The following is a 24,853-nucleotide window of genomic DNA, read 5'->3' on the forward strand; positions in this document are numbered from 1 at the left end:
CTACGGTCGAATCCGTTCTGGGGCGAGTGAAACACAGCGCGAGGGGGCAATTCTTTTGTCACGGCCGCAAGCCGACGTCGCGGTTAGCTAACGATTGGGAGTCGAGCCGGATTCGTCACACGCCGATAACAGTTAGGACACGAGCCGGCGTAAAACCGTTGATGCCGTGGCGATTCCGAGCACTGGCGCTACCGCTAACACCACCAGCGCAATCGGGTGAAATGGAGCACCGAGGAAAAGCGCCCGCAATATGTCGACTTCATAACTGAGCGGGTTGATCCTGCTGAGCAGGCGCAACCAAGCGGGCATCACCTCGACCGGATAAAGGGCATTGGAGGCGAAGAACAACGGCATCGTGATGGCTTGTCCGATCCCCATCAGCCGGTCGCGGTTGCGCACCAGCCCGGCCAGCGTCATCGACAGGCAGGCAAAGAATGCCGCGCCGAGCATGACGACGGCCATCGCCGCCAGAATCCGCAACGGATTGACGGTCAGACCGGCACCCATCAAGTAGGCCAGAGCCAGCACGCCAACGACCTGGACCACCGAACGCACTCCGGCCGCAAACGACTTACCCGCGACCAATGCCGCCGCTGGCGCCGGGGTAACCATGAGTTTGGCGAGAATGCCGGCGTCGCGATCCCAGATGATCTGGATGCCGTAGAAGATCGAGATGAACAGCGCAGATTGCGCGATGATCCCGGGCGCCAGGAACGCCAGATAGGACACCGATCCGGTGTCGATGACGTGCAAGTGGCTGAACGTGGTGCCGAAGATCAACAGCCACAGCGCCGGCTGCACCATCCGCATGACGAGTTCGGTCCGGTCGTGTTGCAGCTTCTGCAGTTCGACGATCGCGAACGCCCCGATGCGAGTTACCGCCGTGCTGATGCGCTGCGATCCGCGCGGGGCGCGGACCAGGTTGACTTCCACTGGCCTGATGGTCCGGTCAACCGGCATTGCGGGCAACCCTTCTGGTGGAACGGATTTGGCGGATGTCGGACGGCTCTTCTTCGGTCAGGTCCGACGCCGCATAGTGGCGGAACACGTCCTCTAGGGTGGCGGCCGGCGCCACCTTGGAGATTCGGGCCTTCAGCTCGTCCGGGCTACCTACCGCCTGCAAGGCGCCGTTATGCATCAGGGCAACCCGGTCGGACAGCGCGTCGGCTTCTTCCATGTAGTGGGTGGTGAGCAGCACGGTCATGCCGAACTCCGCCTGCATCTTCTGCACTTGGGTCCAGACGCCGTCGCGGGCGATGGGATCGAGTCCGACGGTCGGCTCGTCGAGCACCAGCAGCGACGGACGATTCACCAGGGCTTGGGCCACCTCCAGCCGGCGAATCATGCCACCGGAGTACGTCCTTGCCAGCCGATCGGCCACCTCGAGCAACTCCATGGCGGCCAGTGCCTGATCGACGCGCTCGGACCGGCACCTGCGAGGCACGCCGTACAACCGCGCGAACCACTCCACGTTCTGCCGGCCGGTCAACGCAGTCTCGATCGAAAGTTGCTGCGGCACATAGCCGATGTTGCTCCTGATGTCGACGGTCTGGCGACGTGCGTCGAGCCCGAAGATGTGCAATTCTCCCTGCTGGATCGGCGTCAACGTGGTCAACACCCGGACAACCGTCGTCTTGCCGGCGCCGTTGGGGCCGAGCAACCCCATCGTCTCGCCGGCCTGCACCTGCAGCGTCACGTCGTCGACGGCCGTGAACTCGCCGTAGCGGTAGGTCAGGTTCCGGCAGTCGATGGCCATCGGCACGTTCACGATCGGCGCTCCTGCAATAGTCGAGTCATCGTGTCAAGGACATCCAATCCCCTTGTGAGGGCTTCGATTTGATCGCTGTCAAGCTCGGTTAGCAGCTCTGACATCAGCGCTCGCCGCGCGGCCCGAGACGCGTCGACGATCTGCTGGGCGGGTTCGGCGAGCCGCAGCCGGCCGACCCGACGGTCCGTCGCGCCGGCGGTCCGGACCAGCAACCCGTCGGATACCAGCCGGGAAACCAGGGTGGAGGCGGTGTTGGCCGCCAGCCCGAGTTCCGCGGCGGCGGCGCTGACGGAGATCCCCGGCTCACGGCCGACGAGCCACAACAGCTCGGCCTGGGACTCGCTGAGCTGCGTGGACTCGAATCCGCGGTCCGCTGACCGGCGGAGTTGCCGACGGAATCTGCCGACGACGCGGAACACCTCAGTCACCACGTCGGTGCGGGATTTGATTGTGTCCATATATACCTCTGTATACGAGCTAAATATGTGTACCCGCTATGTACGGGCTATATGCGAGCTACTTTGCGAGGCGATGCAGGGTCACCTTCGTCAGTCCGCCGTCATCGACGATCGCGGTCATATAACTGCAGAACGGCTGCCTGCGACGATCGGTGGGCGACCCCGGGTTGAGTAGCCGCAGGCCCGTTTCTGTGGTCGTATCCCAGGGGATGTGGCTGTGGCCGAATACCAGCACGTCAGTGTCCGGGTAGAGACGCGACATGCGTTTGTCGCGGCCGCTGGTTGGACCCGTCTCGTGGATCACGGTGAAGCGCAGGTTCTTAAGCGTCACATCGGCGCGTTCGGGCAGTCGGCCGCGCAACTGCGGGCCGTCGTTGTTTCCCCAGCACGCCACCAGCCTGTGCGCTTTGGCTTCGAGTTCGTCGAGCAGCTCGAGTGATACCCAGTCGCCGGCGTGGATGACAATGTCAGCCTCAACGACCTCGTCCCACACCTGGGCGGGCAGGTCGCGAGCGCGTTTGGGGACGTGGGTATCGGCGATCAGCAGCAGCCGCATAAGTTCTATGCATACCCTCGATCAAGCACGGAGGTGAGTGCACGAGCCGCGTAGCGGGTCGTAGCAGCTCAGCTCGAACTAGCACGGAGGTGAGTGCAAGAGCCGCGTAGCGGGTCGTAGCAGCTCGCCTCGATTGAGCAGGGAGGAGACGGATTATGCGCACCTTCGAGTCAGTTGCCGACCTCGCAGCCGCCGCGGGCGAGACCATCGGGCAGAGCGACTGGGTGACCATCACTCAGGAGGACGTCAACCTATTCGCCGATGCGACGGGCGATCACCAGTGGATCCACGTCGACCCGGAGCGGGCGGCCAAGGGTCCGTTCGGCACTACCATTGCCCACGGCTTCATGACTTTGTCGCTGTTGCCGCGGCTGCAGCATGACATGTACACCGTCAAGGGCATCAAGCTGGCAATCAATTACGGGCTCAACAAGGTTCGGTTCCCCGCACCGGTGCCGGTGGGATCTCGAGTGCGCGCGCAGAGTTCGTTGGTGAGCGTCGAAGACGTCGGCAACGGTGCGGTGCAGGCCATCGTGGCGACCACCGTCGAGGTGGAAGGGTCGGCCAAGCCGGCTTGTGTGGCCGAAAGTGTCGTGCGCTACATCACGTGAGTGGTCGCATACGTTTCGAGATATAAACTACGACTACACTTTTCGGCGCGTCGTGTGCGTGGTTTATGTGTCGCGGCGCCAGTGCGATCAGAATTCGGCGATCGCGTGCTCTAGGCGTTCGGCTAGCCGCGCCTCGGCATCGGCCCGTCGGGTTGGTATGTGCTGAGACGGGAAAGGCGTAGTCACAGGCTGGTATTCACGCAATGTCCGCCGAGCGACCGTCATCTTGTGCAGTTCGGTGGCGCCGTCGGCGATACCCAGTGATTCGGCGGCGACCATCATCTTGACGAACGGCATCTCGTCGGAGACGCCGAGGGCGCCATGCAGGTGCATCGCCCGCTGCACCACATCGTGAAGCACTTGCGGCATAGCGACTTTCACCGCCGCGATGTCCCGGCGCACCTTCTGGTAGTCGTGATGCTTGTCGATCAGCCACGCAGTGCGCAGCACCAGCAGCCGGAACTGCTCGATCTGGATCCAGCTGTCGGCCACCTTTTCCTGCGTCATCTGGAGGTCCGACAACCGCCCGTGCCTGGTTTGCCGCGAGACCGCGCGCTCACACATCATGTCGAATGCCCTGCGCGCCAAGGCGATCGTGCGCATCGCATGGTGTATCCGCCCACCGCCGAGCCGCGTTTGCGCGATCATGAAGGCCTGGCCCTCACCGCCGAGCACATGATCGGCCGGCACCCGGACGTCGTTGTAGCGCACATAGCCGTGGCTGGCGTGCTTCGACGACTCGGCGCCCACACCGACATTGCGCACGATCTCGATGCCCGGTGTCTCGGCCGGGACGATGAACAGTGACATTTTCTCGTAGGTGTGCACGTCAGGGTTGGTGACCGCCATGACGATGAAGAACGACGCGTTTTTAGCGTTGGTGGAAAACCACTTCTCCCCGTTGATGATCCAGTCATCCCCGTCGCGGCTCGCGGCCGTCACGAACAAACCAGGGTCCGAACCGCCCTGCGGCTCGGTCATCGAGTAGCACGAGGTAATTTCGCCGTCCAGTAGCGGCTGCAGATAGCGGGTCTTCTGCTCGTCGGTGCCGAACAGCGCCAAGATCTCGGCGTTGCCAGAGTCGGGCGCCTGACAGCCGAAAACCGACGGCGCCCACCGCGAGCGTCCCAGGATCTCGTTGAGCAGGGCCAGCTTGACCTGCCCGAAGCCCTGTCCGCCGAGTTCGGGGCGCAGATGCGCGGCCCACAGCCCCTGGTCCTTCACCTGCTGCTGCAACGGCCGCAGGATCGCCATCATCTCGGCGTTCTTCTTGTCATAAGGATCAAGGGCGACCAGATCGAGCGGTTCGAGTTCGTCGACCATGAATTTCTCGACCCAGTCCAGCTTCGCCTGATATTCCGGATCAGTTTCGAAGTCCCACACTTCTCGGCAACCGTTCCCCGGCGCACCGTTGCACCGGCATCGTGAATCCCTATGGATGGAGTCACACCATCGTAGTTGCGATTCAGTCCTGGTTACCGCGGGTGTCGATCACGCGTTGCGCGACGTCGACGAGTTTGTTCTGGCTCTCCTGCGACAGCGCCCGCATCATGTCGAAGGCGCGGACCTCGTCGACGCCGTAGCGCTCCATGATGATGCCCTTGGCCTGGCCGATGCGGTCCCTACTCGCCAGCGCCGACTCCATTTGTTCGCCGTGGCGTCCGGCCATGATCGCCGCGGCGGCATGCGCTGCCAGCACCGCGCCAACGGTTTCGGCGTCGGTGTCCCAGACGTTGGGCTGTAAACCGAACAGGTTGAGCGCGCCTGCCGTGCGGTCAGCCGTGTACAGCTTGAACGAGAGGCTGCTCAGGACGCCGAGTTCGATGGCGGCCGGTGCATATCGCGGCCAACGCCGCTCGCTACGCAGATCGTCGGACCGGACAACCGTTGTCTGTAGAGCCGCCTCGGCGCAGGGCCCTTCGTCGAATTCGTGCTGCAGGGCATCGAGTTGCTCGGCCAGACTGTCGGTGTCTGCCAGCGATTCGAACTGCCCGCCTTTGCGTACCAACAGCACTCCCGCGACGTCGGCGCCCGGTATGAGCTCCACCGCCGCGGCTGTCACATCGGAAAGGACCTGCTCGAGTTTTCGGGGTACGGCCATTGCGCGGGCTAACTCGGCCATGCGTAACGCCAGCTGATGCCTGCCGTCCGGAGCTGATGGGTCCATGGTTTTCCAGTCTTGCCCTGCGCGCCCCGGTCAAGCAAGTCCGGCCGCTCCGCGATCCAGGACCGTAGCACGCCAAAGGCGTTGTGCTAGAAGCAGATTCGGAAATATCAGGCTAGCTTAGGTAAGACCTTAGTGCGGTAATATTCGATGGCGGTAAGCGGGTCGTCCTGCGTGAAGTGCATAAAGGGGACCGCACCGGCGTCCAGCACCGCTTGTACCGCACTGATATGGGTTGCCGGGTCGGTGCCGACGGTCCAATTGGAGAGCACCTTCTCGATGGGATTGGCCTCGGCCGCGCGCTGGATCTCGACCGGATTGGGCTGGTCGATCGCCCCGGCGGTAAACCGCCACAGGCTCGCGGCGCGGTTTGCTTGAGAGCTGTCGCCGACGACTGCGAAGAGCTCGGCGCGCTTGCCCAGGTGCGCGGGATCACGCCCGGCGGCGTGCGCGCCTGCGCCGAATGCGGCGAGCAGTTTAGCGTCCTTGATGTCCCGCGCCTGTGCGATCCAGCCGTCGCCGTACTGGCCGGCCAGGGTGGCGCTCTTGGGTCCGCTGGCGGCCACGAAGATCGGCGGCGGGGTGGGCGCAACATCGTAGAGTCGCAGCGCCTCGGTCTGAAAGTATTTGCCGTGAAACGAGATTCGTTCACCACTCCACAATTGCCGAATCAGTTGGATGGCCTCGATCAGGCGGTCGTGACGCTCGGGGTACGCGCCGAAAGTGTTCGTGGCAGCTTGTTCGTTGAGCCGTTCGCCGGTGCCCAGGCCGAGAAATACCCGGCCCGGACTCAAGATGGCCAGCGATGCGAACGCCTGGGCGACGGTGGCCGGGTGGTAGCGGTAGCTGGGGCAGGTCACTCCGGTGCCGAACAAGAGGCGGCTGGTGCTGTTACCCACCAAAGCCAGGGTCAGCCAGGGAAACATCGAATGGCCTTGGTTGTCCTGCCAGGGTTGGAGGTGGTCGCTGGCCCACACGTATTGGAAACCGGCCCGTTCGGCCGCCTGGGCCTGGGCCACGAGCTGATCGGTGCGAAACTGCTCGTGGGCCAATACCAGCCCGACGGGTTTGACCGGTGGCATTCCCGGCTCGTTCGTGCAGGCGCTGGATGGCCCGGCAGCGGTGACCACGCCGATTCCTGCCGCCATACGGCCGAGTGCTCGCCGCGAGATACCGGTCACCAGTTATTAGTACCCTGCGCGAACTATCCGACCCGCTTCGCCCGGCTGCGCCGCGCTTGCGATCGCCACTAGTGCTAGATGGTGGCGATCCGCTTCGCCCGGCTGCGCCGCACTTACGATCGTCACTAGTGCTAGATGGTGGCGATCCGCTTCGCCCGGCTGCGCCGCACTTACGATCGCCACTAGTGCTAGATGGTGGCGATCCGCTTCGCCCGGCTGCGCCGCGCTTGCGATCGCCACTAGCCTCTCCTGTGTGAGACCGCAGGCGCGACCCGCACACAAAGCAGATATCCGCGAACTGTCACGAACCATGGGCCGCGCGTTCTACGACGACCCCGTCATGATGTGGATACTTCCCGACGACAACACCCGGCTAGCGCATCTGCGCCGTTTGTTTGCGACCATCACTCGCCACCACCATCTGGGCGGCGGGGGAGTAGAGGTGGCGTGCGATGGGCCTGCTATCGGGGCGGCGGCACTGTGGGATCCGCCCGGGAAATGGCAGGAATCACGCTGGTCGCAACTGGCGCAGACGCCGGCGTTTCTGCGGGTGTTCGGCCTGCACACGGCGGCGGCGCGCAGCGTGCAGGAGCTGATGAAGCGGGCGCATCCCGAAGAACCGCACTGGTATCTCGCGGCCATCGGCAGCGACCCGAACGTGCGGGGCAAAGGCTTCGGTCAGGCTTTGCTTCGCTCGCGCCTGGACCGCGTGGACGCCGAACATGCCCCTGCCTACCTGGAGTCGACAAAACCTGAAAATGTTCCGTACTACCAGCGATTCGGCTTCGATGTGACGGGCGAGATCGTACTGCCCGATGGGGGACCGTCAATGTGGCCGATGTGGCGCCCACCGCGGTAACCGACGCGGCCAGGGTTTAGGCGCCCAGTCCCGCGGGCAACCGTGGCGGATGGCTACTGGCGATCTGGCCGATCCCGCCGACTTGCCCGAAGAAGGCGGCCCAGGCGACACGTTGAACCCCAGCGAGTCCAGCGACTCCGACGAGGTGCGCAACGACGACGGTGACATCGTCGTCGACCCCCCAGAGGGCTGGAGCGAAGCCGACAAGTTTGGCATCACCGGGCGGGAAGCGCGCGAAGGAGAACCCCTCGATCGCCGGCTCGCTGCCGAGGAACCCGAGGTAACCGAACGCTCGGTCCCAGCCGACGACGCCGCCGGCGACTCGGCAGATTCGATACCGGGCCGCGCGCATCACGGCCAGATCGACGACTCCCCCGAGGACGGGGAATCGCTCTTCGACGTCGTCGATGAGTGAGGGCCGAATCGGGACCAAAGGAGGAGGACAAATGGCATCCGAAGATCGAAATCGCAAGCAGCAACAACTCGACGACTACCGGGTACACCGAGAAACCGGCTACCTGACCACTCAACAGGGTGTCCGCGTCGACCACACCGACGATGCCCTGTCGGCCGGCCAGCGCGGCCCCACATTGCTCGAAGACTTCCACGCCCGCGAGAAGATCACCCACTTCGACCACGAACGCATTCCCGAACGAGTTGTACATGCCCGCGGCGCGGGCGCCTACGGATACTTCGAGCCCTATGACGATTCCCTTGCCGAGTACACCGCCGCGAAGTTCCTCACCACACCGGGTCAACAGACCCCGGTCTTCGTCCGGTTCTCAACCGTCGCCGGTTCGCGGGGCTCGGCCGATACCGTGCGTGACGTACGCGGTTTTGCCACCAAGTTCTATACCGAGCAAGGCAACTACGATTTGGTCGGCAACAACTTCCCCGTCTTCTTCATCCAGGACGGCATCAAGTTCCCCGACTTCGTCCACGCGGTTAAACCCGAGCCGCACAACGAAATTCCGCAGGCGCAGTCGGCGCACGACACGCTTTGGGATTTCGTTTCGTTGCAGCCGGAAACGCTGCACACGATCATGTGGTTGATGTCAGATCGCGCTTTGCCGCGCAGCTACCGGATGATGCAGGGCTTCGGCGTGCACACATTCCGCCTCGTCAATGCCGAGGGCACCGGCACATTCGTGAAGTTTCACTGGAAGCCCCGCCTCGGTGTGCACTCACTGGTCTGGGACGAATGTCAGAAGGTCGCCGGCAAAGACCCCGACTTCAACCGGCGCGACCTGTGGGAAGCCATTGAAGCCGGCCAGTACCCGGAATGGGAGCTCGGGGTGCAACTGGTTCCGGAAAGCGATGAGTTCAACTTCGAGTTCGATCTGCTCGACGCCACGAAAATCATTCCCGAGGAACAGGTTCCAGTGCGCCCAGTCGGCAAGATGGTGCTCAACCGCAACCCGGACAACTTCTTCGCCGAGACCGAGCAAGTCGCCTTTCATACCGCCAACGTGGTGCCGGGCATCGACTTCACCAACGACCCGCTACTGCAGTTCCGCAATTTCTCCTACCTCGACACTCAGCTGATCCGGTTGGGCGGCCCGAACTTTGCCCAACTTCCAGTCAATCGGCCGGTGGCCGACGTGCACACCAACCAGCACGACGGTTATGGCCAATTCGCCATTCCAAAAGGCAGATCCAGCTATTTCAAGAATACGATCGGCGGCGGTTGCCCCGCCTTGGCCGACGAGGACGTCTTCCGGCATTACACCGAGAAAATCGACGGTCACAAGATCCGCCAGCGCGCCGAAAGCTTCAAGGATCACTACAGCCAGGCCCGGATGTTCTGGAAGAGCATGTCGCCGGTGGAGGCCAAACACATTGTCGCCGCATACGCTTTCGAGCTGGGCAAGGTGGAGGTATCCGAAATCCGTTCCCGCGTAGTCGATCAGCTGAACTTCGTCGACCACGATCTAGCGGTTCAGGTTGCCGCCGAACTGGGCCTCCCCGCACCCGACGAGCAGCCCGTCGACGACAAATTGCCCGAATCTCCGGCACTTTCACAACTGAACACCGCGACCGACAGCATCGAATCGCGCAAGATCGCCGTGCTGGCCGCCGACGGTGTCGACGTCGTCGGCACCGAGCGGTTCATTGAAGCGATGCGCCAACGCGGCGCCATAGCCGAAGTGCTGGCTCCGAAGGCGGGTGGCACCCTGGCCGGAGGATCCGGCGGCGAACTTGCCGTCGACCGCGCGATCACCACGATGTCGTCGGTGCTTTACGACGCGGTCGTGGTGCCGTGCGGACCGGATTCGGTAGCAACACTCGGTGCGGACGGCTATGCCATGCACTTCATCACCGAGGCATACAAGCACCTCAAGGCAGTCGCGGCGTTCGGCGCGGGTGTCGACCTGCTGCGCAAGGCGGGCGTGGATGAGCGCCTTGCCGAAGACACGAATGTCGTTGTGGCCAAAGGCGTTGTCTCGACAGCCGCGGCGGTCGATGATCTTTCCGAGGAGTTCATGGAAAGCTTCGCCGCCGCCTTGGCCAAGCACCGCGCCTGGGAACGGGAGACCGACGCCGTACCGGCGTAACCAGCGATCAGGGTTTGCTTTTCCAGCCGGCGACGCCGATTGCGATCATCCGCAACTGCTTTACCGCGATCCGCCTGATCTCTTCCAGCGCATCGGCGCTCTGGGCGTCTTCGATGGCCTCGGCGATGACGATCATCGCGTTGACGAAAAGCGTTGCCAGGACGTTGAGATCCTCGGTACTCCAGGCGTTCAGCCCGGGGAAGCGGGCCAGGTCGGTGGCCAACTCCGAAGTGATCAACCGGATTTCGGTGCGGATGGCATAGCGCAGCACCGTCACGCCGCTGGACCGTTCCCGGCCGATCAGCCGCCAGTGCTCGCGTCGTTCGGCGACGCTGGCGACCAGGATCTCCACGGAGGACTCGATCACCCGGTTTGGGTCCAATTTGCCGGCCCGCGCACCGCGCAACGTGTCGCGCAATGTACGAAATGACTCGTCGATCAAGACCAGCCCCAGAGCCTCCATCGACTCGAAGTGCCGGTAGAACGCCGCCGGCACGATCCCGGCCTCTCGGGTCACCTCACGCAGGCTCAAGCCGCTGAAGCTGCGGTCGTTGAGCAATTTGAGCGCGGCCGCGATGATCGCGCGCCGGGTTGCTTCCTTGCGCTCCTCGCGCGATGGCGTGTCGCGGGAACGGTCCCGCCCGGAGCGGTGCGAACGTGAGCTAGGAGTACGGTCGTTCACTGTGTGAACCCTACCACAGAGCTGCAAAAAAACCTTGACGACCTGCAGCACCGCGTCGCAGGGTGTACATATGTTCACTCAAACTTTGAAGAAGCGGGTCCTGGGTTCCAACCTGGTCGACCTACTCACTGGCCCACATGGCGTCGACCGCTACACAGAACTCGTCGCGCCCACCTGGACGCTGGGCGAAGCCCGCGCCAAGATCGTCGACGTGCGGCGGACCACGCCGCGCAGCGTCACCCTGACACTTGCACCCAACGCCGCCTTCACCGATCGCTACACGGTCAGGGCTGGGCAGTTCGTCAATGTGACGCTCGAAATCGACGGTCGCATGCACTCGCGCTGCTACTCGCCGGCCAATGTCGAAGGCGGCGCCGAGCTCGAGTTGACCATTGGGGTGCACGACGGCGGCTTGGTCTCGACCTACCTGTACGAGCGGGCCCGTCGCGGCATGGTCGTCGGGCTGGACGGCGTCGGCGGAGACTTCGTGCTGCCGGTGCAGCGGCCGCGACGGATTCTGTTCGTTTCCGGCGGCAGCGGCATCACTCCGGTGATGGCGATGCTGCGCACACTGGTGGCCGAGCGTCATGTCCGATACCGGGGCGGTGAGATCGCGTTCGTGCACTACGCGCGAAGCGCCGCGGAAGCCTGCTATCGGGACGAGCTGGCGGCCATGCGCGGCGTGCGGGTGCTGTACGGCTTCACCCGGTCGGGCTCGGGTGATCTCGTCGGCCGCTTCGGTGCCGACCACCTTGCCGCGGCCATGCCGTCCGGGGCCGATGCCGTGTTCGTGTGCGGCCCAGCATCTTTGGTCGAGGCGGTACGTGAGCATTGCACAAATGTCTACCACGAGAGCTTTATACCGCCGGTGCTTGACATGCCGGAAAATCCGTCGGGCGGCCGAATCACATTCGCCGACAGCGCCGTTGACGTGGTCGACGACGGGCGCTCGCTGCTCGAACAAGCCGAATCGGCCGGTCTCGCACCGGAGAGCGGCTGCCGGATGGGTATCTGCCACACCTGCACCCGGCGCAAGACCTCCGGCACGGTGCGCAATCTGATCACCGGTGCCGTATCGACCGCACCCGACGACGACGTGCAGATCTGTGTGTCCGTTCCCGTCGGCGACGTCGACTTAGCCCTTTAACAAAAGCGCGAGTGTGAATTTGGCGACGGCCGGACGGCGTGTCGCGGCATGAGATTCACACTCGAGATAGAACCGGGAGGAAAAGCCATGACAAACAACAAGATCGCCCTGACCAAAGACCAGGCCGACGCATTCGGCGCGGAACTCGACGCCATCAAAGAGCGCGTGATGGCAGACCTAGGCGAAGAAGACGCCGACTATATCCGCCGCGTCATCAAGACTCAGCGGGCACTCGAAGTAGGCGGACGCGTGCTGTTGTTCTTGCCGCCGGCGTGGCTATTGGGCACCGGAATGCTGGGCATCGCAAAGATCCTGGACAACATGGAGATCGGGCACAACATCATGCACGGCCAGTACGACTGGATGCGTGACCCGACGATCTCCGGCCGCACCTTCGAGTGGGACACAGCTTGCCCGGCCGATCAGTGGCGGCACTCGCACAACTACATGCACCACACCCACACCAACATCGTTGGTATGGACCGCGACATCGGCTACGGCATTCTGCGGATGAGCGACGACCAGCCCTGGGAACCGTACTTCTGGGGCAACCCGGTGTACGCCTTCCTGCTGATGGTGCTCTTCCAGTACGGCGTGGCGCTGCACGAGCTGGAAACCGAGCGCCTGCGCTCTGGTGAGATCAAGCTGCGCGACAAGCGCGCGACACTCAAGGCCATCTGGAAGAAGACCCGCCGCCAGACGCTGAAGGATTACGTCGCCTTCCCGCTACTGGCCGGCCCGTTCGCGCCGTTCGTCCTGACCGGCAACCTCACCGCCAACCTGATGCGCAACGTCTGGTCGTACATGATCATCTTCTGCGGCCACTTCCCCGACGGCACTCAGGAGTTCACCGTAGAAGAGACTCAGGGCGAATCCCGCGGCCAGTGGTATTTCCGCCAGGTGCTGGGCTCGGCGAATCTGACCGGCGGCAAGATCTTCCATCTGTTGTCGGGCAACCTGTCCCACCAGATCGAACACCACTTGTTCCCGGACATGCCGGCCCGCCGGTACTCCGAGGTCGCGCCCGAGGTGCAGGCGATCTGCGAACGCTACGGCATTCCGTACAACAAGGGGCCGCTGACCCATCAGTTCGCCACCGTCGTCCGCAAGATCGTCAAGCTGACCTTCCCAGACTCCTGGTCGACGCTGCGCAACGCCAAGAGCAGCAAGCAAGCCCGTCGCGAGGCACTCGCCGAGGCTGCAGCGGCATAAACTGGCGGGCGCACCACCAGCCCAGCGGGGGGACAATGGGCTGGTGGAATGGACCGGCGCCCGCTATGCGGACAACCCAACCGTGGCAGCCTCGACCTGGATCGACGCCGATCCGGCGAGGGTCTGGAGCCTGGTGTCCGACATCGAGCTGATGCCGAGCCTGAGCAATGAGCTGCAAGCCGTGGAGTGGGCCGACGGAGCCAACGTCGCCCGGGTCGGTGCCCGGTTCGTCGGGCACAACTCGCACGAGGCGTTCGGTGAATGGAGCACGACATCTCAGATCGTCGTGTGTGATGAAGAGCGTGAGTTCGCCTGGGCGGTCGGGGATCCGGCGCAACCCGCGGCGACGTGGCGCTTCCAGCTGACCCCGCGCGACGGCGGCACCACCTTGAGCTACTGGACACAAATGGGGCCGGGCCGCTCGGGCTTGTCGGCGGCCATCGACGCGATGCCGGATAGGGAACAGAAGATCGTTTTCGTGCGGCTGCGCGAATTCGAGGCCGCTATCGACAAGACCCTGGCGGCCATCAAGCGGCTGGCCGAACACGGAGTGCGTTGAATGCGGACCGCAACCACGGTCGAATTATCAAGTGGTGCAACCGATATAGTGACCTTTGCCGTTGAGGCCGAAAAGCTTGGCCTGGACGTCTGCTGGGTCGCCGAGGCCTGGGGCGCCGACGCCCCGTCAGCATTGGGCTACATCGCCGCGCGAACCCAGCGGATGCTGCTGGGATCTGGCGTCATCCAAGCCGGCACCCGATCACCGGTCCTCATTGCGCAGACCGCGATCACGCTGGCCAACCTGTCGTCGGGGCGCTTCCTGCTCGGACTGGGCGCATCCGGCCCGCAGGTGATCGAGGGCCTGCATGGCGTGTCGTTCAGCCGGCCACTGGCCAGGGTTGCCGAGACCGTCGACATCGTGCGGCAGGCGTTCACCGGTGGCAAGATCAGCCACTCCGGCAAGGAGTTTCAGATTCCGCGTCCCGGCGGGGAGACGGTGCCCATGAGGCTGTCGGCACGCCCCGAATACGCCATTCCCATCTACCTGGCCGCGCTCTCGCCGGCGATGCTGCGGTTGACCGGGAGAATCGCCGACGGCTGGCTGGGTACCAGCTTCGTACCGGAAGGTGCCGCCCACGCCTACTTCGCCCACCTTGACGACGGGCTGGCCGCGGCCGGTCGCACGCGTGCTGATATCGACATCTGCCAGGGCGCCGAGGTTGCGTTCGCCGCCGACGAGGACGAACTGCGCACCATGGTGGCCGAGCGGAAAAAAGAGCTCGCGTTCAGTCTCGGCGGGATGGGTTCGGCCAGCACGAACTATTACAACCAGGCCTACAGCCGGCAGGGCTGGGCCGATGTGGCCTCGGCGGTGCGCGAACGCTGGCAGGCCGGTGACCGCGACGGTGCGGCCGGCCTGGTCACCGACGACATGGTGCTGGCCACCACGCTGATCGGAACCGAGGAGATGGTCCGGGCGCGCCTCGGGGTCTGGCGCGATGCCGGGGTGAACACCGTGCGGCTCTACCCGGCGGGCGACACGCTAGATGCCCGGCTGGCCACCCTGGGCCGGGCCATCGAGCTGGTCCGCGATATCTGACACGTTCACAAGTCTGACCTCGGGGCACGCCGGTACCGCATCGGCCAAGAACCAGCGGAAGGCTAGGATGCCGCGCGGATAACCAAGTGTGGTAAGCGAATTCGGATGGGCGGTCAAATCGCGGGACAAGACGACCGTCACCGAACCGTCGCTGTTGGGCACGGCGCTGTGGCCGTTCACCGAACACCGGACGTCGGGGCCCTCCGCGGCGCCGAACGTTGCCATGAACTGGTTCCACACCACCAGGTTCCAGAATCGGCATGCCGGTGGCCGGTGCGTGATGACGAGCGCTTCGTCGTCGGCGAGCACGAAGCTGCCGTAGGAATAGCACGCATCGCGGGCCGACCAGCCGAAGTTGGCGTCGGGCACCTGATAAGGGTCGGCGAATTGGTTTGCCGAGTAGTCGGCCGCGTGTCCGAAGGAATGCTCGCTGTCGGTGCGACCACCGACGGGGAGCGGCACGGTGGCGAATATGGTGCGCAGCCAAGCGGTGGTCGCCCGCAGCCGGGCGGCAGTTTCCGCGTCGCCGTGGTGGATCGGTTCGGGCCCGTCGAGGGCCTCGATATTCCAGACCACCGGGCGTCCGGTCAGCGGCTCGGCCTGGTAGTCGCGGGTCATCAGCACCGCCGCGCCGGGCGTCGCGGGAAACTCGAAAGCGAAGTCGCCGTCGGCGTCGATGTCGAGATCGGTGTCGCGCACTATCGCGACGATCCGGTCCGACCATGCACCCGGTGACGGTTCGTTGTAAGCGGTCAACGAAAAGTACACGCTGTCACCCCTATTGCCGCTGATGCGGTAGCGCCGGGCCGGATCGACCGGACAGATGTAGTAATAGGCGTCGGTATTGTCGCCGCCCCAGCGCCGATCCCGCCGGAACGGGGTGTTGACCGCGACGAACTGTGGCCGGCCGGGCTCATTGAACAAGTAGGTGTCCAATGCCACCCCCAGGGTGGCTCCAAGCATCCGGTAGCCGTCGGCGATGTGGCGGTCGTCGGTAACCGCACGGTCGCCTTCCAGGAACGAACGGTCAACGTTGCCAAGGATTTCCAGCAACTCCCGCCAGGCCGTGGTCGACTCGTGTGTCATGCGCGGATTCCTTTCAGGAGCAACGTGGTGGTGCGATCGACCCAGGTGTCGTCGAGTTCGGCGCCACGGGTGAGCAGGCCGAGCAGCGTGATGCCGGCGATGGCTTCGGCTATTTCGGTGGCGGTCACGTCGGCGCGCACCTCGCCGCGGTCCGCGGCGGCCCGCAGCCACTGCGCGAGACCTTCGGTGAAGATGCCGGAGAATCGCTTCAGCAGCGCCGAATGCAACGTCGGATCCGTCGCCATCTCGCCGACCAGCCCGGGCAGCGCCGCCCGGGCGGCCGGGGTTGTCAGGAAAGCCATTGTGCGGCAGACCATTGCGCGTAAATCCGCGGCGACGGCTGCGGTATCCGGGATCTCTGTTGCGGCGCCGATAGGGAACACCGCCTCGTGCACCAGGTGCGCCTTGCTGGGCCAGCGCCGGTAGATCGCGGGCTTGCTGGTGCCGGCACGGTGGGCGATGGCGGCGACTGACAACCTGGAGTAACCGGACTCGGCCAGCAGTTCCACGGTCGCGCGCAGCACCGCAGCGTCGATACGTGGGTCCCGAGGCCGGCCGGAGTCTTCTACCATTACGTAACTCAGGGTAACATAAGTCGCCGTGACCCAAGTTCGTCTCGAAGACCTAGCCAATCCGGTATTCAGCGTCGAGGCCCAGCAGATCCTGGAGATGATGGCGACGATGGCCCCGAGCTGCCCCCTGGACGCCGACGCGCTACACGCCCAAGCCCGCGCCGACACCGGGCTCATCGATTTCGGTTCCGACGACTACCGGGAACGGCTCGAGGTCTACCTCGCCGCGCTTCGGGATATCGACGGCTTGCACCCGGCGGGAGTGGTCAGTTTCTACGGGCAACTCCTGCAGGTGCTCAAGAACCGGCTGCTGTTGACCGACCTACTGCGCAGGCATGCCGAGATCGAGGAGATCGAACTGCGACCTCCGGTGGTGATCGCCGGCCTGCCGCGCACCGGCACCACTCACCTGCACAACCTGCTGGCGGCGCCGCCCACCTTCCGCACCATGCCGTACTGGGAGAGCGTCGAACCGTTTCCGTTGCCGAAAGAGGTTGGCGTCGAGCCGGATCCGCGGCGTGCCCGCACCGATGTCGCAGTCGCGGTGCTCAACACCGTGATGCCATATTTCCCGCTCATGCACGAGATGACCACCGATCATGTCCACGAAGAGATTCAGTTGCTGGCCAACGACGTTTCGACGATGCTCTTCGAGACTTTGGGCCACGTGCCCGGCTGGCGCGACTACTACCAGGCCCACGACCAGACGCCGCATTACCAACACCTCGCCACCCAACTCAAGGCGATGCAATTCCTGCGCGGTGGGCGGCGCTGGCTGCTCAAATCGCCCCAGCATCTCGAGCAGGTGCCGGTACTGAATCACGTATTCCCGGACAGCATTGTGGTTTTCACGCACCGCGATCCGGTGCCGGTGGCCCTGTCCATGATCGCGATGGTCACCTACGCGGCGCGGATGCATCGCTCACCAGTCCCGGTGCAGGAGATCGCGCACTACTGGATCGACCGCCTCGATCGCATGCTCACCCTGCTCATCCGCGATCGCGACACCATCGGCCCGGACCGTTCCGTCGACGTCCGTTTCGACGAGTTCATGGTCGATGAAGTCGGCACTGCCGAACACGTATACGGCCTGGCCGGCGAACCGTTCACCGACGAGGCGCGCACGGCGATTGCCGACTATCTCGCCGGCCACCGGCGCGGCCGGCTGGGCAGCGTCGAAACAAGTTGCGAGATGTTCGGTCTCGATGAGGGCGACCTACGCTCCAGGTTCGAGCCGTATGTGCAGCGGTTCTTGACTCAGGCGTGAGCTACCCCTGTAGGGCGCGGAGGGCACGGCGGCCAGGCACCACGGCCGAGGGCCCGTCGGCGATCATATTGAACCGCTCCAGCTCCGGTACGTGGATGTGCACGGTGGTGACACCGTTGGCCGAGGCGTGGAACTCATTGAGGTAGACGCTGTATCCTCGCTCGGCGAGCTTGTCCACCAGGCAGCTCAGGTGCTGAGCGGGCGACGGCGGAACCTCGGTGTCAGCATATGGAACGTAGTCCGAAGAGGTTGTCGGGGGCGGTAATTCGAATGCGGCGCACGCCTGCAGGGCCGGATAGTCGGCAAGCCAGTCCACGGCGCGACGGCGATCTTCGGCGCGATCGTCGGTCAGCTCGCCCTCTAGCAGTTCGGTGAGCGCTCGATAGATGCTGTAGTGGCGCGATAGCGAAGCCCCGTAACCGCGCCGAGAGCAGCCGGGCAGTCCAGCCGCGTACGCCAGCGTGGCCGGGACGCCCAGATCGGTAGTGATGTCGACCAGCCACACCTTGCGCGAAACACGTTGCTGCACGGCCTCGAGCAGCTCGCGCAAGTCGACGGGCAGCGTCTCGGGAGCCAAGAACGCCGGCCGGGCCGGTGGCGTGGCCAGAAACGTGTGCGCTAGGAACAGTGATACCGCGTCGCGCTCAATGACCTCGTTGAGCGAATGCACCGCTGCCTCGGCCAAGCTGCCGCCGATGGCGCTGCCATTGTTGGAGGAGTATCTGATCAGCGACCTGTAGTCGGTGGTGTCGCCGACCTCGGCGCGCAAGGGCGCCGCCGCGTCGTCCGCCCACAACACGTTGGACAGGAACAGCGGCACCGCCAGGGTATTGGTGCCGCCGAGTTGGTGGTAGATCCGGCAGGCGATCAGTTGGTCGGGCTGCATCGCGAGAAGGGCGGCGTAGCACTCGGTGCCCAACGGCGACTCGACGAGCTCTGCGCAGCGACGTAGCTGCACGGTCTCGGGCCGGTGTTGTTGAGTCAGAAAGTGTTCCAGCGCCTCGTAGTGCGCTCCGACACGGGCGGTGTCCACGGCGCCCTTGCCGTAGCCGGAACCTCCTGGCGCCGGTTGCTGTCCGTCGAACAGCTGGCAGCGCCACACCGTGGGATCGCCACCGTAGTAATCCAATCGCACGGTGAAGCCCAATTCGCTGATTGCCGAGAGCGCGCGGTGAGCGGCGTCTGCAAGGGAATACTCCCGCTCACCGCGCTGTACAGCCGTACTCTGCATCGTTGTCAGACAACTACCGTTGCAGCCCAGCCTGGGCAAGTACGGCTTGCTCCGCCTCGGTCAGGATCACATTCTGCTGAATGAGGCCAGCCGCTGCGAAAGATATTCCCCAACGCAACCTACGTGGATTCATGTTCTGTCTCCTCGATTAACTGTGGTGTGTGGCACACGGTTTTGCATACCGCGGCGGACCGTAACAAGCAGCGCAGGTGCGATCGATGGACGATCACGCGTTTCCATCAGAGCAAATGGACGAAGTGCCTATTGACAAATCGTTGATTTGCTGCTCTCGACGCGGCCACGCTGGCTGCTGCATCGCGCGAATGCCGCGGCGACCCGGCACGACGGCCGAGCCACCGGCGATCATATAGAAGTTCTCCAGGTCCGGAACCTGGGTGTGCACGGTGGTGACGCCGTTGCTCGAGGTATGAACCTCGTGGAGGTAGGCGCTGTACCCATGCCAGGCGAGTTTGTCGACCACCCGGCTCAGATGTTCGGAGGGCGACGACGGGGCGTCGGTATCGATATAGGGCACGAAGGCCGACGTCTCTGCAGGCCTGGAGGGAGCCGGCAGTTCGCATGCGGCGCAGGCCTGCAGGGTCGGATACTCGGCAAGCAGCTCGATGGCGCGCAGGCGATCTGCCTCGCTCTCGTGGGTCAGCTCAACCTGCAGCAGTTCGGTCAGCGCTTGGTAGACGCTGTAGTGCCGCGACAGTGATGCCCCGTAGCCGCGCCGCGAGCCACCGCCCGGCGCGGATGCGTATGCCAGCGTGGCAGGCACGTCCAGGTCGCTGGTGATGTCTATCAGCCAGACCTGACGTGAAAGGCGTTCCTGTACAAGCCCAAGCAACTCGCGCAGGTCATGGGGCAGCGTCTGGGGATCCAAGAAGGCCGGCGCGGTCGGTTGTGCGGCCAGGAAGGTCTGGATGAGGAACAGTGATATGGCATCGCGTTCAATGGCCTCGTTGAGCGAATGCACCGCCGCCTCGGCGAAGCTGCCGCCGATCGCGCTGCCCCTGTTGGAGGAGTACCTCGCCAGCGATTCGTAGTCGGTGGTATCGCCGATCTGCGCCCGCAACGGTGACGCGGTGTCTTCGGCCCATCCGATGTTGGACAAGAACAGCGGTACCGCCAGTTCATTGTCGCCGTTGATTTGGCTATAGATCCGGCAGGCAATCCGCTGCTCAGGTTGCATGGCGAGTAGATCGGCGTACGCCTCGCCCGCCAGCGGTGACATCGCGACATCTGCGCATGAGCGCAACTGCAGGGTGTCTGGTCGAAATTCTTGAGCCAGAAGGACTTCCAGAGCCTCGTATATCGCCCCCACGCGGGCCGTTTGAATATCGCCCTTGCCGTAGCCGAGACCCGACGGCACCGGTTGTTGTTGGCGGTCCAACAGTTGACAGCGCCACACTGTGGGATTGCCGCCGTAGTACTCCAGGCGGGTGTTCAAGCCCAATTCGCCGATCGCCGTCAGCGCCCGGTGAGCGGCGTCTGCAAGGGAGTACTCCCGCTCACTGCGCTGTACGGCCGCACTTTGCAATGTCGTCATTTTCACGGGTCGTTCTCGGTGGCCGTATCTTGTTCCAGGACAGCACAGTTGGCCTACCGCGACTGTCCAGCCTGGGCCAGCACGGCCCGCTCGGCCTCGGTGAGCCGCGCGCCGCCTTGCACAATGAGGCCGGCCTTCGCGCCACCCCAGAACGGACTCTTCGTGGCTGGCTTCACTTGCTGTCTCCTCGCTTCACGGTGACGTTGCGGCACAAGGTTTTGCGCCGTGCCGCGACGGTAACAAGCAAGGCGGATGATCAGCGATGGACGCCGGTAGCGCCGTTGCGAGAAGGCGCCGACAACATACCCATTGACAATTCGTCGAGCAGATGATTTACCCGGGTAGGCAGCTACTTAGGGCTGGACCAGAATGCGGATCGGATTGCCCTCTTGGCGTTCCAGCTTCTCGATGCCCGATGCGACGTCTTCCAGCGCGACGATCTCGCTAACCGACCGCGAAAGATCAAGGCGCCCAAGAGAAACCAGCTTCGCCAGGGTCCCGATATCGACGTTCTGATAGCCGAGGTGCCCCAGCACTTGCTTGCGGGTCAACACCAGCATCGCCGTGGAGCCGAAAGCCGGTGCATCCTGGCTCATTCCGACGCCCACCAGCCGTCCGCCGCCGGTGAGGCTGGCAAAAGCCTGCTCGAAGGTCGATTTAACGCCGACGGTATCGAAGGTGACATCCAACATCCGGCCGCCGGTGACTTCTGCGATCTTGTCGTGCAACCCGTCGTCGCGCGAGTTGAACGCATAGTCGGCGCCGATTTCCAGCGAGCGATCCAGCACCGCGGGGTTGACGTCGACCGCGACCACCGGCGCCGCGCCCACCAATCGGGCCAACTGCACGATGTGGGTCCCCACCCCGCCGACGCCCCACACCCCGACCGATTCGCCGACGGCCACCTTGCCGGTACGCACCACTGCCCCGAACGGGGTGGACACCGCGTCGGCCAGGAGTGCGGCCTGCTCCATTGAGACGTTGTCCGGAACGCGGGTCAGGCCGGCGGCCTGGGCCACAGTGTATTCCGCCCACGCGCCGTCATAGGCGAAGGCCATCAGCTGGATCTGCGTGCAGTTCACAATGTCGCCGCGCCGGCAGTTGGCACACTGCTGGCAGGGCCGGCCGGCGGCCACCACCACGCGGTCGCCTTCGGCCCACCCACTCACGCCAGGGCCCAGTTTGGCGATGGTCCCCGACGCCTCGTGGCCCTGGGTCACCACCGGCCGCAATGCCGGGAACGTTCCATTGATCAGGCTTAGGTCCGAGTGGCAGATCCCGCAGAACGCCACCTTGACCAGCACCTCACCGGGGCCCGGCTCCGGTATCGGAACGTCTTCGAGCACAACCCTTTTGGCGTCGGCGTAGAAGCGCTCGGCGCGCATGGTGGCTGGCATGGGTTACTCGACGCCGATCGTCACTTCTGTCGATTTGATGAATACCGTCGCGGGCTGGCCCACCTCAAGGCCGAGCTCCACCGCCGCATCCTTGGTGACCGAGGAGGTGACCACCTGGTCGCCGCCGTCGAGTCGCACCTTCACGATTGCCATTACGCTGCCGAGGTCGACCTCGGTGATCGTTCCTTTCAGCTGGTTGCGAGTCGACAGGCGCATGGCGGTCCTCCAGGTGATAGTCGGGTTGGCCCCACTGAGCCTAACTAGTGACGCGGACCGAGCAACGCGATCGCCGCATCGACCGCCGGCTCCACGATTTCGCGGACCGGTCTGCCGTCTTCGACGGCCAGCGCCACCAGTTCACGCAGGCCGCCCACCAGGATCACCGCCAATGGCGCAGTCAGCGGCGGTAGCTGGGCGCGGCGGAAACCCGGACTGCCGCTCAGGTCGACCAATAGGCTCGTCAGCAGCTCAAGCCCGTGACGCTGGACGGGATGCGCGATGTCACCCAGAGAGGGAAGCTCGCGAATCCAGCTCAGGGTGATGGCCGGGCGCGACTCGATATTGCCGACGTAGCCTTGCACGGCCTGACGGATCTGGTCGTGCCAGTCGGCCTCGGGATCAACCGCGTTCCGGATGTCGTTGGCCATGATCGCGATCTCCACCTCCAGCAGTTCCAGGAAGCACTCTTCCTTGCTGGAGAACTGGCTGTAGAACGTCCGCTTCGAAGTCCGTGCGTGACGGACGATGTCGGCGACGGTGCTGGCGCGGTATCCGCGCTCCCGGATGGAGGCGGCGAGGCCGTCGAGCAGCCGAAGCCGAAACGGATCAGGCTCAACCTGAATCGCGCTGCCAGCTACCGCCGTCACCACCGAATCCCCTTCCGCAATTATCGGGCCACTTGTCAGGGTTGGTACCACAGAGTACCGTACGGGAAAAGGCTGCCGGTACGCCGCAGTACCAACGAAGATGTTGGGAGTCATGCCTCCATGAGTGAAGTGCTCGCCGCCCCATCCGCAGCGACAGACGTTCGGCTGCCCCCGGCGGTGCGGTCTCCGAAACTGTTGCAGGGCTTGGGATTTGCCTTCGCGCGACGGCGGTACTTCGATCGGTTGGTACGTCGCTACGGCAACGTTTTCACCGTGCACATCCCGGTCTACGGACACGTCGTGGTGGTGTGCGAGCCGCAATTGGCCAAACGGATATTCACCAGCAGCCCCGACGAGCTGGGCAATATCAAGCCCAACCTGAGCCGGCTGCTGGGGTCCGGCTCGGTGTTCGCGCTCGACCGTGACGAGCACCGCCAGCGACGACGGCTGCTGGCGCCACCGTTTCACGGCAAGAGCATGAAGAACTACGAGGCCATCATCGAAGAGGAGACCCTGCGCGAGACGGCGAAGTGGCCTGAAGGCCAGTCGTTTCCGACCTTGCCGGCGATGAATCACATCACGCTCAACGCCATCCTGCGTGCCGTCTTCGGGGCCGCCGGTGCCGACCTGGACGAGCTGCGCCGAATCATCCCGCCGTGGGTCACGCTGGGCTCGAAGATGGCGCTAATGCCACAGGCCCAGCGCGACTACGGCCGATTCAGCCCATGGGGCCGGCTGGCCGAGTGGCGGCGCCAGTACGACGTCGTCATCGACAGGCTGATCGCCGCTGAGCGGACCGATCCCAACTTCGCCGATCGCACCGACGTCCTCGCGCTGATGTTGCGCAGCACCTACGAAGACGGTTCGGCCATGTCGCGCAAGGATATTGGCGACGAACTACTCACCCTGCTGGCCGCCGGCCACGAGACCACGGCCTCCACCCTGGCTTGGGCTTTCGAGCGGGTGACCCGCCATCCCGAGGTGCTGCAGGCCTTGGTCGGGGAAGCAGACGCCGGCGGTGGTGAGCTGCGTCAGGCGACGATTCTGGAAGTCCAGCGGGTGGGCAACGTCATCGATTTCGCCCCGCGCCATGTGTTCTCACCGCTGTATCGGCTCGGCGACTACGCCATTCCCCGCGGATACTCCATCATCGTGAGCATTTCGCGGATGCACCGCAATCCGGAGATCTTCCCCGACCCGGACCGTTTCGACCCGCGGCGCTTCATCGAGAGCAAACCCTCGCCGTTGGCCTGGATCCCGTTCGGCGGCGGAACGCGGCGCTGCGTTGGAGCCGCGTTCGCCAACATGGAGATGGACGTGGTACTGCGAACGGTATTGCGCGAGTTCACCATCGACACCACCACCGCGCCGGGAGAGCGTTCGCACAACCGCGGTGTGGCGTTCATTCCCAAGAACGGCGGCCGGATCACGGTCCACCGCCGGCGCTAACGCCGTCAAGTGCGGCCACGGCTTCGAAAGTGTACGTGGGGCGGGAGAATCGGCTGCGCAGCTACGTGGTTACCCACTCAATGCGGACATTCATTGGCTAGCTGCCGCACGCCGCGGCAGCTTCCAGCCGGGCCGAACGAAGTGGCAGGTGTACCCGTTGGGGTAGCGCAGCAGGTAGTCCTGGTGCTCGGGTTCGGCTTCCCAGAAATCGCCGGCCGGGCTGACTTCGGTGACTACCTTGCCCGGCCACAGGCCGGATGCCTCGACGTCAGCGATGGTGTCCAGGGCGATGCGCTTCTGCTCGTCGTCGACATAGAAGATGGCCGAGCGGTAGCTGGGTCCGCGGTCGTTGCCCTGGCGGTCCTTGGTGGTCGGGTCGTGGATCTGGAAGAAGAACTCCAGCAGCGTGCGGTAATCGGTAGCGGTGGGATCGAAGACGATCTCGACGGCTTCGGCGTGCGTACCGTGGTTGCGGTACGTGGCGTTGGGGACGTCGCCACCGCTGTAGCCGACGCGAGTCGAGACCACACCGGGCTGCTTGCGGATCAAGTCCTGCATTCCCCAGAAGCAGCCGCCGGCCAGGATCGCCCTTTGGTTGTCAGCCATGGGCCCAGGCTACACTCCGCCCGTGAGGTGTAAC

Annotated in this window: 27 protein-coding genes; 10 read left to right on the forward strand and 17 right to left on the reverse strand. The window is 64.3% G+C overall.

All coding sequences use genetic code 11. The features are described 5' to 3' along the window. Window positions 1–132: 132 nt before the first annotated feature. Genes AWC27_RS25090 through AWC27_RS25105 form a run of 4 tightly spaced genes read right to left on the reverse strand, consistent with a single transcriptional unit; the run spans window position 133 to window position 2,782 of the window. Window positions 133–960 carry an ABC transporter permease gene (locus AWC27_RS25090; protein ID WP_085672957.1) on the reverse strand — a complete coding sequence of 276 codons (828 nt, stop codon included), beginning with the start codon at window positions 958–960 and terminating at the stop codon, window positions 133–135. Then, window positions 950–1,756, reverse strand: a complete 807-nt coding sequence (locus tag AWC27_RS25095) for an ATP-binding cassette domain-containing protein (protein ID WP_085673185.1) — start codon at window positions 1,754–1,756, stop codon at window positions 950–952. The genes AWC27_RS25090 and AWC27_RS25095 overlap by 11 nt, the downstream gene beginning before the upstream one ends. 8 nt (window positions 1,757–1,764) lie before the next feature. Further along, a complete protein-coding gene (locus AWC27_RS25100) occupies window positions 1,765–2,226 on the reverse strand; it encodes a MarR family winged helix-turn-helix transcriptional regulator (protein WP_085672958.1) in 462 nt (153 codons plus the stop codon). Between the two features lie 58 nt (window positions 2,227–2,284). Beyond that, window positions 2,285–2,782 carry a metallophosphoesterase family protein gene (locus AWC27_RS25105; RefSeq protein ID WP_085672959.1) on the reverse strand — a complete coding sequence of 166 codons (498 nt, stop codon included), beginning with the start codon at window positions 2,780–2,782 and terminating at the stop codon, window positions 2,285–2,287. 155 nt (window positions 2,783–2,937) lie between these two features. Here AWC27_RS25105 and AWC27_RS25110 point away from each other — a divergent pair, with 155 nt between their 5' ends. Then, a complete protein-coding gene (locus tag AWC27_RS25110) occupies window positions 2,938–3,393 on the forward strand; it encodes a MaoC family dehydratase (protein WP_083113678.1) in 456 nt (151 codons plus the stop codon). Between the two features lie 87 nt (window positions 3,394–3,480). On the opposite strand, the gene AWC27_RS25115 is transcribed toward AWC27_RS25110, so the two are convergent. The 3 genes from AWC27_RS25115 to AWC27_RS25125 form a co-directional block, all read right to left on the reverse strand. Beyond that, window positions 3,481–4,776, reverse strand: a complete 1,296-nt coding sequence (locus tag AWC27_RS25115; protein WP_085672960.1) for an acyl-CoA dehydrogenase family protein — start codon at window positions 4,774–4,776, stop codon at window positions 3,481–3,483. Window positions 4,777–4,858: 82 nt separating this feature from the next. Then, a complete protein-coding gene (locus AWC27_RS25120; RefSeq protein WP_085672961.1) occupies window positions 4,859–5,560 on the reverse strand; it encodes a GAF and ANTAR domain-containing protein in 702 nt (233 codons plus the stop codon). A 107-nt stretch (window positions 5,561–5,667) separates the two neighbouring features. Beyond that, complete coding sequence (locus AWC27_RS25125) at window positions 5,668–6,738, reverse strand: F420-dependent hydroxymycolic acid dehydrogenase (protein WP_085672962.1); 1,071 nt, start codon at window positions 6,736–6,738, stop codon at window positions 5,668–5,670. A gap of 253 nt (window positions 6,739–6,991) precedes the next feature. Between AWC27_RS25125 and AWC27_RS25135 the strand changes: the two genes are divergently transcribed. The 3 genes from AWC27_RS25135 to AWC27_RS25145 are packed head-to-tail and all read left to right on the forward strand — an operon-like array spanning window position 6,992 to window position 10,152. Next, window positions 6,992–7,597 carry a GNAT family N-acetyltransferase gene (locus AWC27_RS25135; protein WP_085672963.1) on the forward strand — a complete coding sequence of 202 codons (606 nt, stop codon included), beginning with the start codon at window positions 6,992–6,994 and terminating at the stop codon, window positions 7,595–7,597. A 49-nt stretch (window positions 7,598–7,646) separates the two neighbouring features. Then, window positions 7,647–8,012 carry a hypothetical protein gene (locus tag AWC27_RS25140; protein WP_085672964.1) on the forward strand — a complete coding sequence of 122 codons (366 nt, stop codon included), beginning with the start codon at window positions 7,647–7,649 and terminating at the stop codon, window positions 8,010–8,012. 31 nt (window positions 8,013–8,043) lie between these two features. Next, window positions 8,044–10,152 (forward strand): catalase, encoded by a 2,109-nt coding sequence (locus AWC27_RS25145; protein WP_085672965.1) that lies wholly within the window; start codon window positions 8,044–8,046, stop codon window positions 10,150–10,152. Window positions 10,153–10,159: 7 nt separating this feature from the next. On the opposite strand, the gene AWC27_RS25150 is transcribed toward AWC27_RS25145, so the two are convergent. Further along, window positions 10,160–10,834: a TetR family transcriptional regulator gene (locus tag AWC27_RS25150; protein ID WP_085673187.1), complete on the reverse strand. Its 675-nt coding sequence runs from the start codon at window positions 10,832–10,834 to the stop codon at window positions 10,160–10,162. Window positions 10,835–10,904: 70 nt separating this feature from the next. Here AWC27_RS25150 and AWC27_RS25155 point away from each other — a divergent pair, with 70 nt between their 5' ends. From AWC27_RS25155 to AWC27_RS25170, 4 genes are all read left to right on the forward strand, one after another. Next, complete coding sequence (locus tag AWC27_RS25155; RefSeq protein WP_085672966.1) at window positions 10,905–11,981, forward strand: flavin reductase family protein; 1,077 nt, start codon at window positions 10,905–10,907, stop codon at window positions 11,979–11,981. Between the two features lie 87 nt (window positions 11,982–12,068). Then, complete coding sequence (locus tag AWC27_RS25160; RefSeq protein WP_085673189.1) at window positions 12,069–13,193, forward strand: fatty acid desaturase family protein; 1,125 nt, start codon at window positions 12,069–12,071, stop codon at window positions 13,191–13,193. Window positions 13,194–13,236: 43 nt separating this feature from the next. Then, the gene (locus tag AWC27_RS25165) at window positions 13,237–13,752 is read left to right on the forward strand and encodes an SRPBCC family protein (RefSeq protein ID WP_085672967.1); all 516 of its coding nucleotides are present in this window, start codon (window positions 13,237–13,239) and stop codon (window positions 13,750–13,752) included. Further along, entirely contained in the window at window positions 13,753–14,793 is a 1,041-nt protein-coding gene (locus AWC27_RS25170) for an LLM class flavin-dependent oxidoreductase (RefSeq protein WP_085672968.1), read from the forward strand. Here AWC27_RS25170 and AWC27_RS25175 read toward each other — a convergent pair. Both AWC27_RS25175 and AWC27_RS25180 read right to left on the reverse strand, forming a co-directional pair. Further along, window positions 14,737–15,879 carry a DUF1214 domain-containing protein gene (locus tag AWC27_RS25175; RefSeq protein ID WP_085672969.1) on the reverse strand — a complete coding sequence of 381 codons (1,143 nt, stop codon included), beginning with the start codon at window positions 15,877–15,879 and terminating at the stop codon, window positions 14,737–14,739. The two genes, AWC27_RS25170 and AWC27_RS25175, sit on opposite strands and share 57 nt — an antisense overlap. Then, on the reverse strand, window positions 15,876–16,451 hold the full coding sequence (locus tag AWC27_RS25180) for a TetR/AcrR family transcriptional regulator (RefSeq protein WP_085672970.1): 576 nt from the start codon (window positions 16,449–16,451) through the stop codon (window positions 15,876–15,878). The genes AWC27_RS25175 and AWC27_RS25180 overlap by 4 nt, the downstream gene beginning before the upstream one ends. Before the next feature lie 97 nt (window positions 16,452–16,548). Here AWC27_RS25180 and AWC27_RS25185 point away from each other — a divergent pair, with 97 nt between their 5' ends. Beyond that, a complete protein-coding gene (locus tag AWC27_RS25185) occupies window positions 16,549–17,718 on the forward strand; it encodes a sulfotransferase family protein (RefSeq protein WP_211281712.1) in 1,170 nt (389 codons plus the stop codon). Window position 17,719: 1 nt separating this feature from the next. Here AWC27_RS25185 and AWC27_RS25190 read toward each other — a convergent pair whose 3' ends face one another. From AWC27_RS25190 to AWC27_RS25210, 6 genes are all read right to left on the reverse strand, one after another. Then, a complete protein-coding gene (locus tag AWC27_RS25190) occupies window positions 17,720–18,949 on the reverse strand; it encodes a YcaO-like family protein (RefSeq protein WP_139837203.1) in 1,230 nt (409 codons plus the stop codon). A 226-nt stretch (window positions 18,950–19,175) separates the two neighbouring features. Beyond that, window positions 19,176–20,501, reverse strand: coding sequence for a YcaO-like family protein (locus tag AWC27_RS25195; protein ID WP_085672977.1), 1,326 nt, complete (start codon window positions 20,499–20,501; stop codon window positions 19,176–19,178). A gap of 53 nt (window positions 20,502–20,554) precedes the next feature. After that, window positions 20,555–20,677: a hypothetical protein gene (locus AWC27_RS32935; protein ID WP_264079376.1), complete on the reverse strand. Its 123-nt coding sequence runs from the start codon at window positions 20,675–20,677 to the stop codon at window positions 20,555–20,557. A gap of 177 nt (window positions 20,678–20,854) precedes the next feature. Then, on the reverse strand, window positions 20,855–21,898 hold the full coding sequence (locus tag AWC27_RS25200; RefSeq protein ID WP_085672979.1) for a zinc-binding dehydrogenase: 1,044 nt from the start codon (window positions 21,896–21,898) through the stop codon (window positions 20,855–20,857). Between the two features lie 3 nt (window positions 21,899–21,901). Beyond that, on the reverse strand, window positions 21,902–22,114 hold the full coding sequence (locus AWC27_RS25205) for a TOBE domain-containing protein (protein WP_085672981.1): 213 nt from the start codon (window positions 22,112–22,114) through the stop codon (window positions 21,902–21,904). A gap of 44 nt (window positions 22,115–22,158) precedes the next feature. After that, window positions 22,159–22,764 (reverse strand): TetR/AcrR family transcriptional regulator, encoded by a 606-nt coding sequence (locus AWC27_RS25210; protein WP_139837204.1) that lies wholly within the window; start codon window positions 22,762–22,764, stop codon window positions 22,159–22,161. Window positions 22,765–22,884: 120 nt separating this feature from the next. On the opposite strand from AWC27_RS25210, the gene AWC27_RS25215 reads away from it, so the two are divergent. Next, complete coding sequence (locus AWC27_RS25215) at window positions 22,885–24,213, forward strand: cytochrome P450 (RefSeq protein ID WP_085672985.1); 1,329 nt, start codon at window positions 22,885–22,887, stop codon at window positions 24,211–24,213. A 90-nt stretch (window positions 24,214–24,303) separates the two neighbouring features. Here the strand turns inward: AWC27_RS25215 and msrA are convergent, their stop codons facing one another. Continuing rightward, a complete protein-coding gene (msrA, locus tag AWC27_RS25220) occupies window positions 24,304–24,819 on the reverse strand; it encodes a peptide-methionine (S)-S-oxide reductase MsrA (RefSeq protein WP_085672987.1) in 516 nt (171 codons plus the stop codon). Window positions 24,820–24,853 lie beyond the last annotated feature (34 nt).

Origin of the sequence: Mycobacterium szulgai (genome assembly GCF_002116635.1) — a bacterium.
Taxonomy (GTDB): domain Bacteria; phylum Actinomycetota; class Actinomycetes; order Mycobacteriales; family Mycobacteriaceae; genus Mycobacterium; species Mycobacterium szulgai.

What these genes read in the sequence shown, in the direction of transcription:
- AWC27_RS25090 (WP_085672957.1), bottom strand. Translation starts at nt 960, where the DNA reads ATGCCGGTTGACCGGACCATCAGGCCAGTGGAAGTCAACCTGGTCCGC.
- AWC27_RS25095 (WP_085673185.1), bottom strand. Translation starts at nt 1,756, where the DNA reads ATGGCCATCGACTGCCGGAACCTGACCTACCGCTACGGCGAGTTCACG.
- AWC27_RS25100 (WP_085672958.1), bottom strand. Translation starts at nt 2,226, where the DNA reads ATGGACACAATCAAATCCCGCACCGACGTGGTGACTGAGGTGTTCCGC.
- AWC27_RS25105 (WP_085672959.1), bottom strand. Translation starts at nt 2,782, where the DNA reads ATGCGGCTGCTGCTGATCGCCGATACCCACGTCCCCAAACGCGCTCGC.
- AWC27_RS25110 (WP_083113678.1), top strand. Translation starts at nt 2,938, where the DNA reads ATGCGCACCTTCGAGTCAGTTGCCGACCTCGCAGCCGCCGCGGGCGAG.
- AWC27_RS25120 (WP_085672961.1), bottom strand. Translation starts at nt 5,560, where the DNA reads ATGGACCCATCAGCTCCGGACGGCAGGCATCAGCTGGCGTTACGCATG.
- AWC27_RS25140 (WP_085672964.1), top strand. Translation starts at nt 7,647, where the DNA reads ATGGCTACTGGCGATCTGGCCGATCCCGCCGACTTGCCCGAAGAAGGC.
- AWC27_RS25145 (WP_085672965.1), top strand. Translation starts at nt 8,044, where the DNA reads ATGGCATCCGAAGATCGAAATCGCAAGCAGCAACAACTCGACGACTAC.
- AWC27_RS25155 (WP_085672966.1), top strand. Translation starts at nt 10,905, where the DNA reads ATGTTCACTCAAACTTTGAAGAAGCGGGTCCTGGGTTCCAACCTGGTC.
- AWC27_RS25160 (WP_085673189.1), top strand. Translation starts at nt 12,069, where the DNA reads ATGACAAACAACAAGATCGCCCTGACCAAAGACCAGGCCGACGCATTC.
- AWC27_RS25170 (WP_085672968.1), top strand. Translation starts at nt 13,753, where the DNA reads ATGCGGACCGCAACCACGGTCGAATTATCAAGTGGTGCAACCGATATA.
- AWC27_RS25175 (WP_085672969.1), bottom strand. Translation starts at nt 15,879, where the DNA reads ATGACACACGAGTCGACCACGGCCTGGCGGGAGTTGCTGGAAATCCTT.
- AWC27_RS25180 (WP_085672970.1), bottom strand. Translation starts at nt 16,451, where the DNA reads ATGGTAGAAGACTCCGGCCGGCCTCGGGACCCACGTATCGACGCTGCG.
- AWC27_RS25185 (WP_211281712.1), top strand. Translation starts at nt 16,549, where the DNA reads ATGATGGCGACGATGGCCCCGAGCTGCCCCCTGGACGCCGACGCGCTA.
- AWC27_RS25190 (WP_139837203.1), bottom strand. Translation starts at nt 18,949, where the DNA reads ATGCAGAGTACGGCTGTACAGCGCGGTGAGCGGGAGTATTCCCTTGCA.
- AWC27_RS25195 (WP_085672977.1), bottom strand. Translation starts at nt 20,501, where the DNA reads ATGACGACATTGCAAAGTGCGGCCGTACAGCGCAGTGAGCGGGAGTAC.
- AWC27_RS25200 (WP_085672979.1), bottom strand. Translation starts at nt 21,898, where the DNA reads ATGCCAGCCACCATGCGCGCCGAGCGCTTCTACGCCGACGCCAAAAGG.
- AWC27_RS25205 (WP_085672981.1), bottom strand. Translation starts at nt 22,114, where the DNA reads ATGCGCCTGTCGACTCGCAACCAGCTGAAAGGAACGATCACCGAGGTC.
- AWC27_RS25215 (WP_085672985.1), top strand. Translation starts at nt 22,885, where the DNA reads ATGAGTGAAGTGCTCGCCGCCCCATCCGCAGCGACAGACGTTCGGCTG.
- msrA (WP_085672987.1), bottom strand. Translation starts at nt 24,819, where the DNA reads ATGGCTGACAACCAAAGGGCGATCCTGGCCGGCGGCTGCTTCTGGGGA.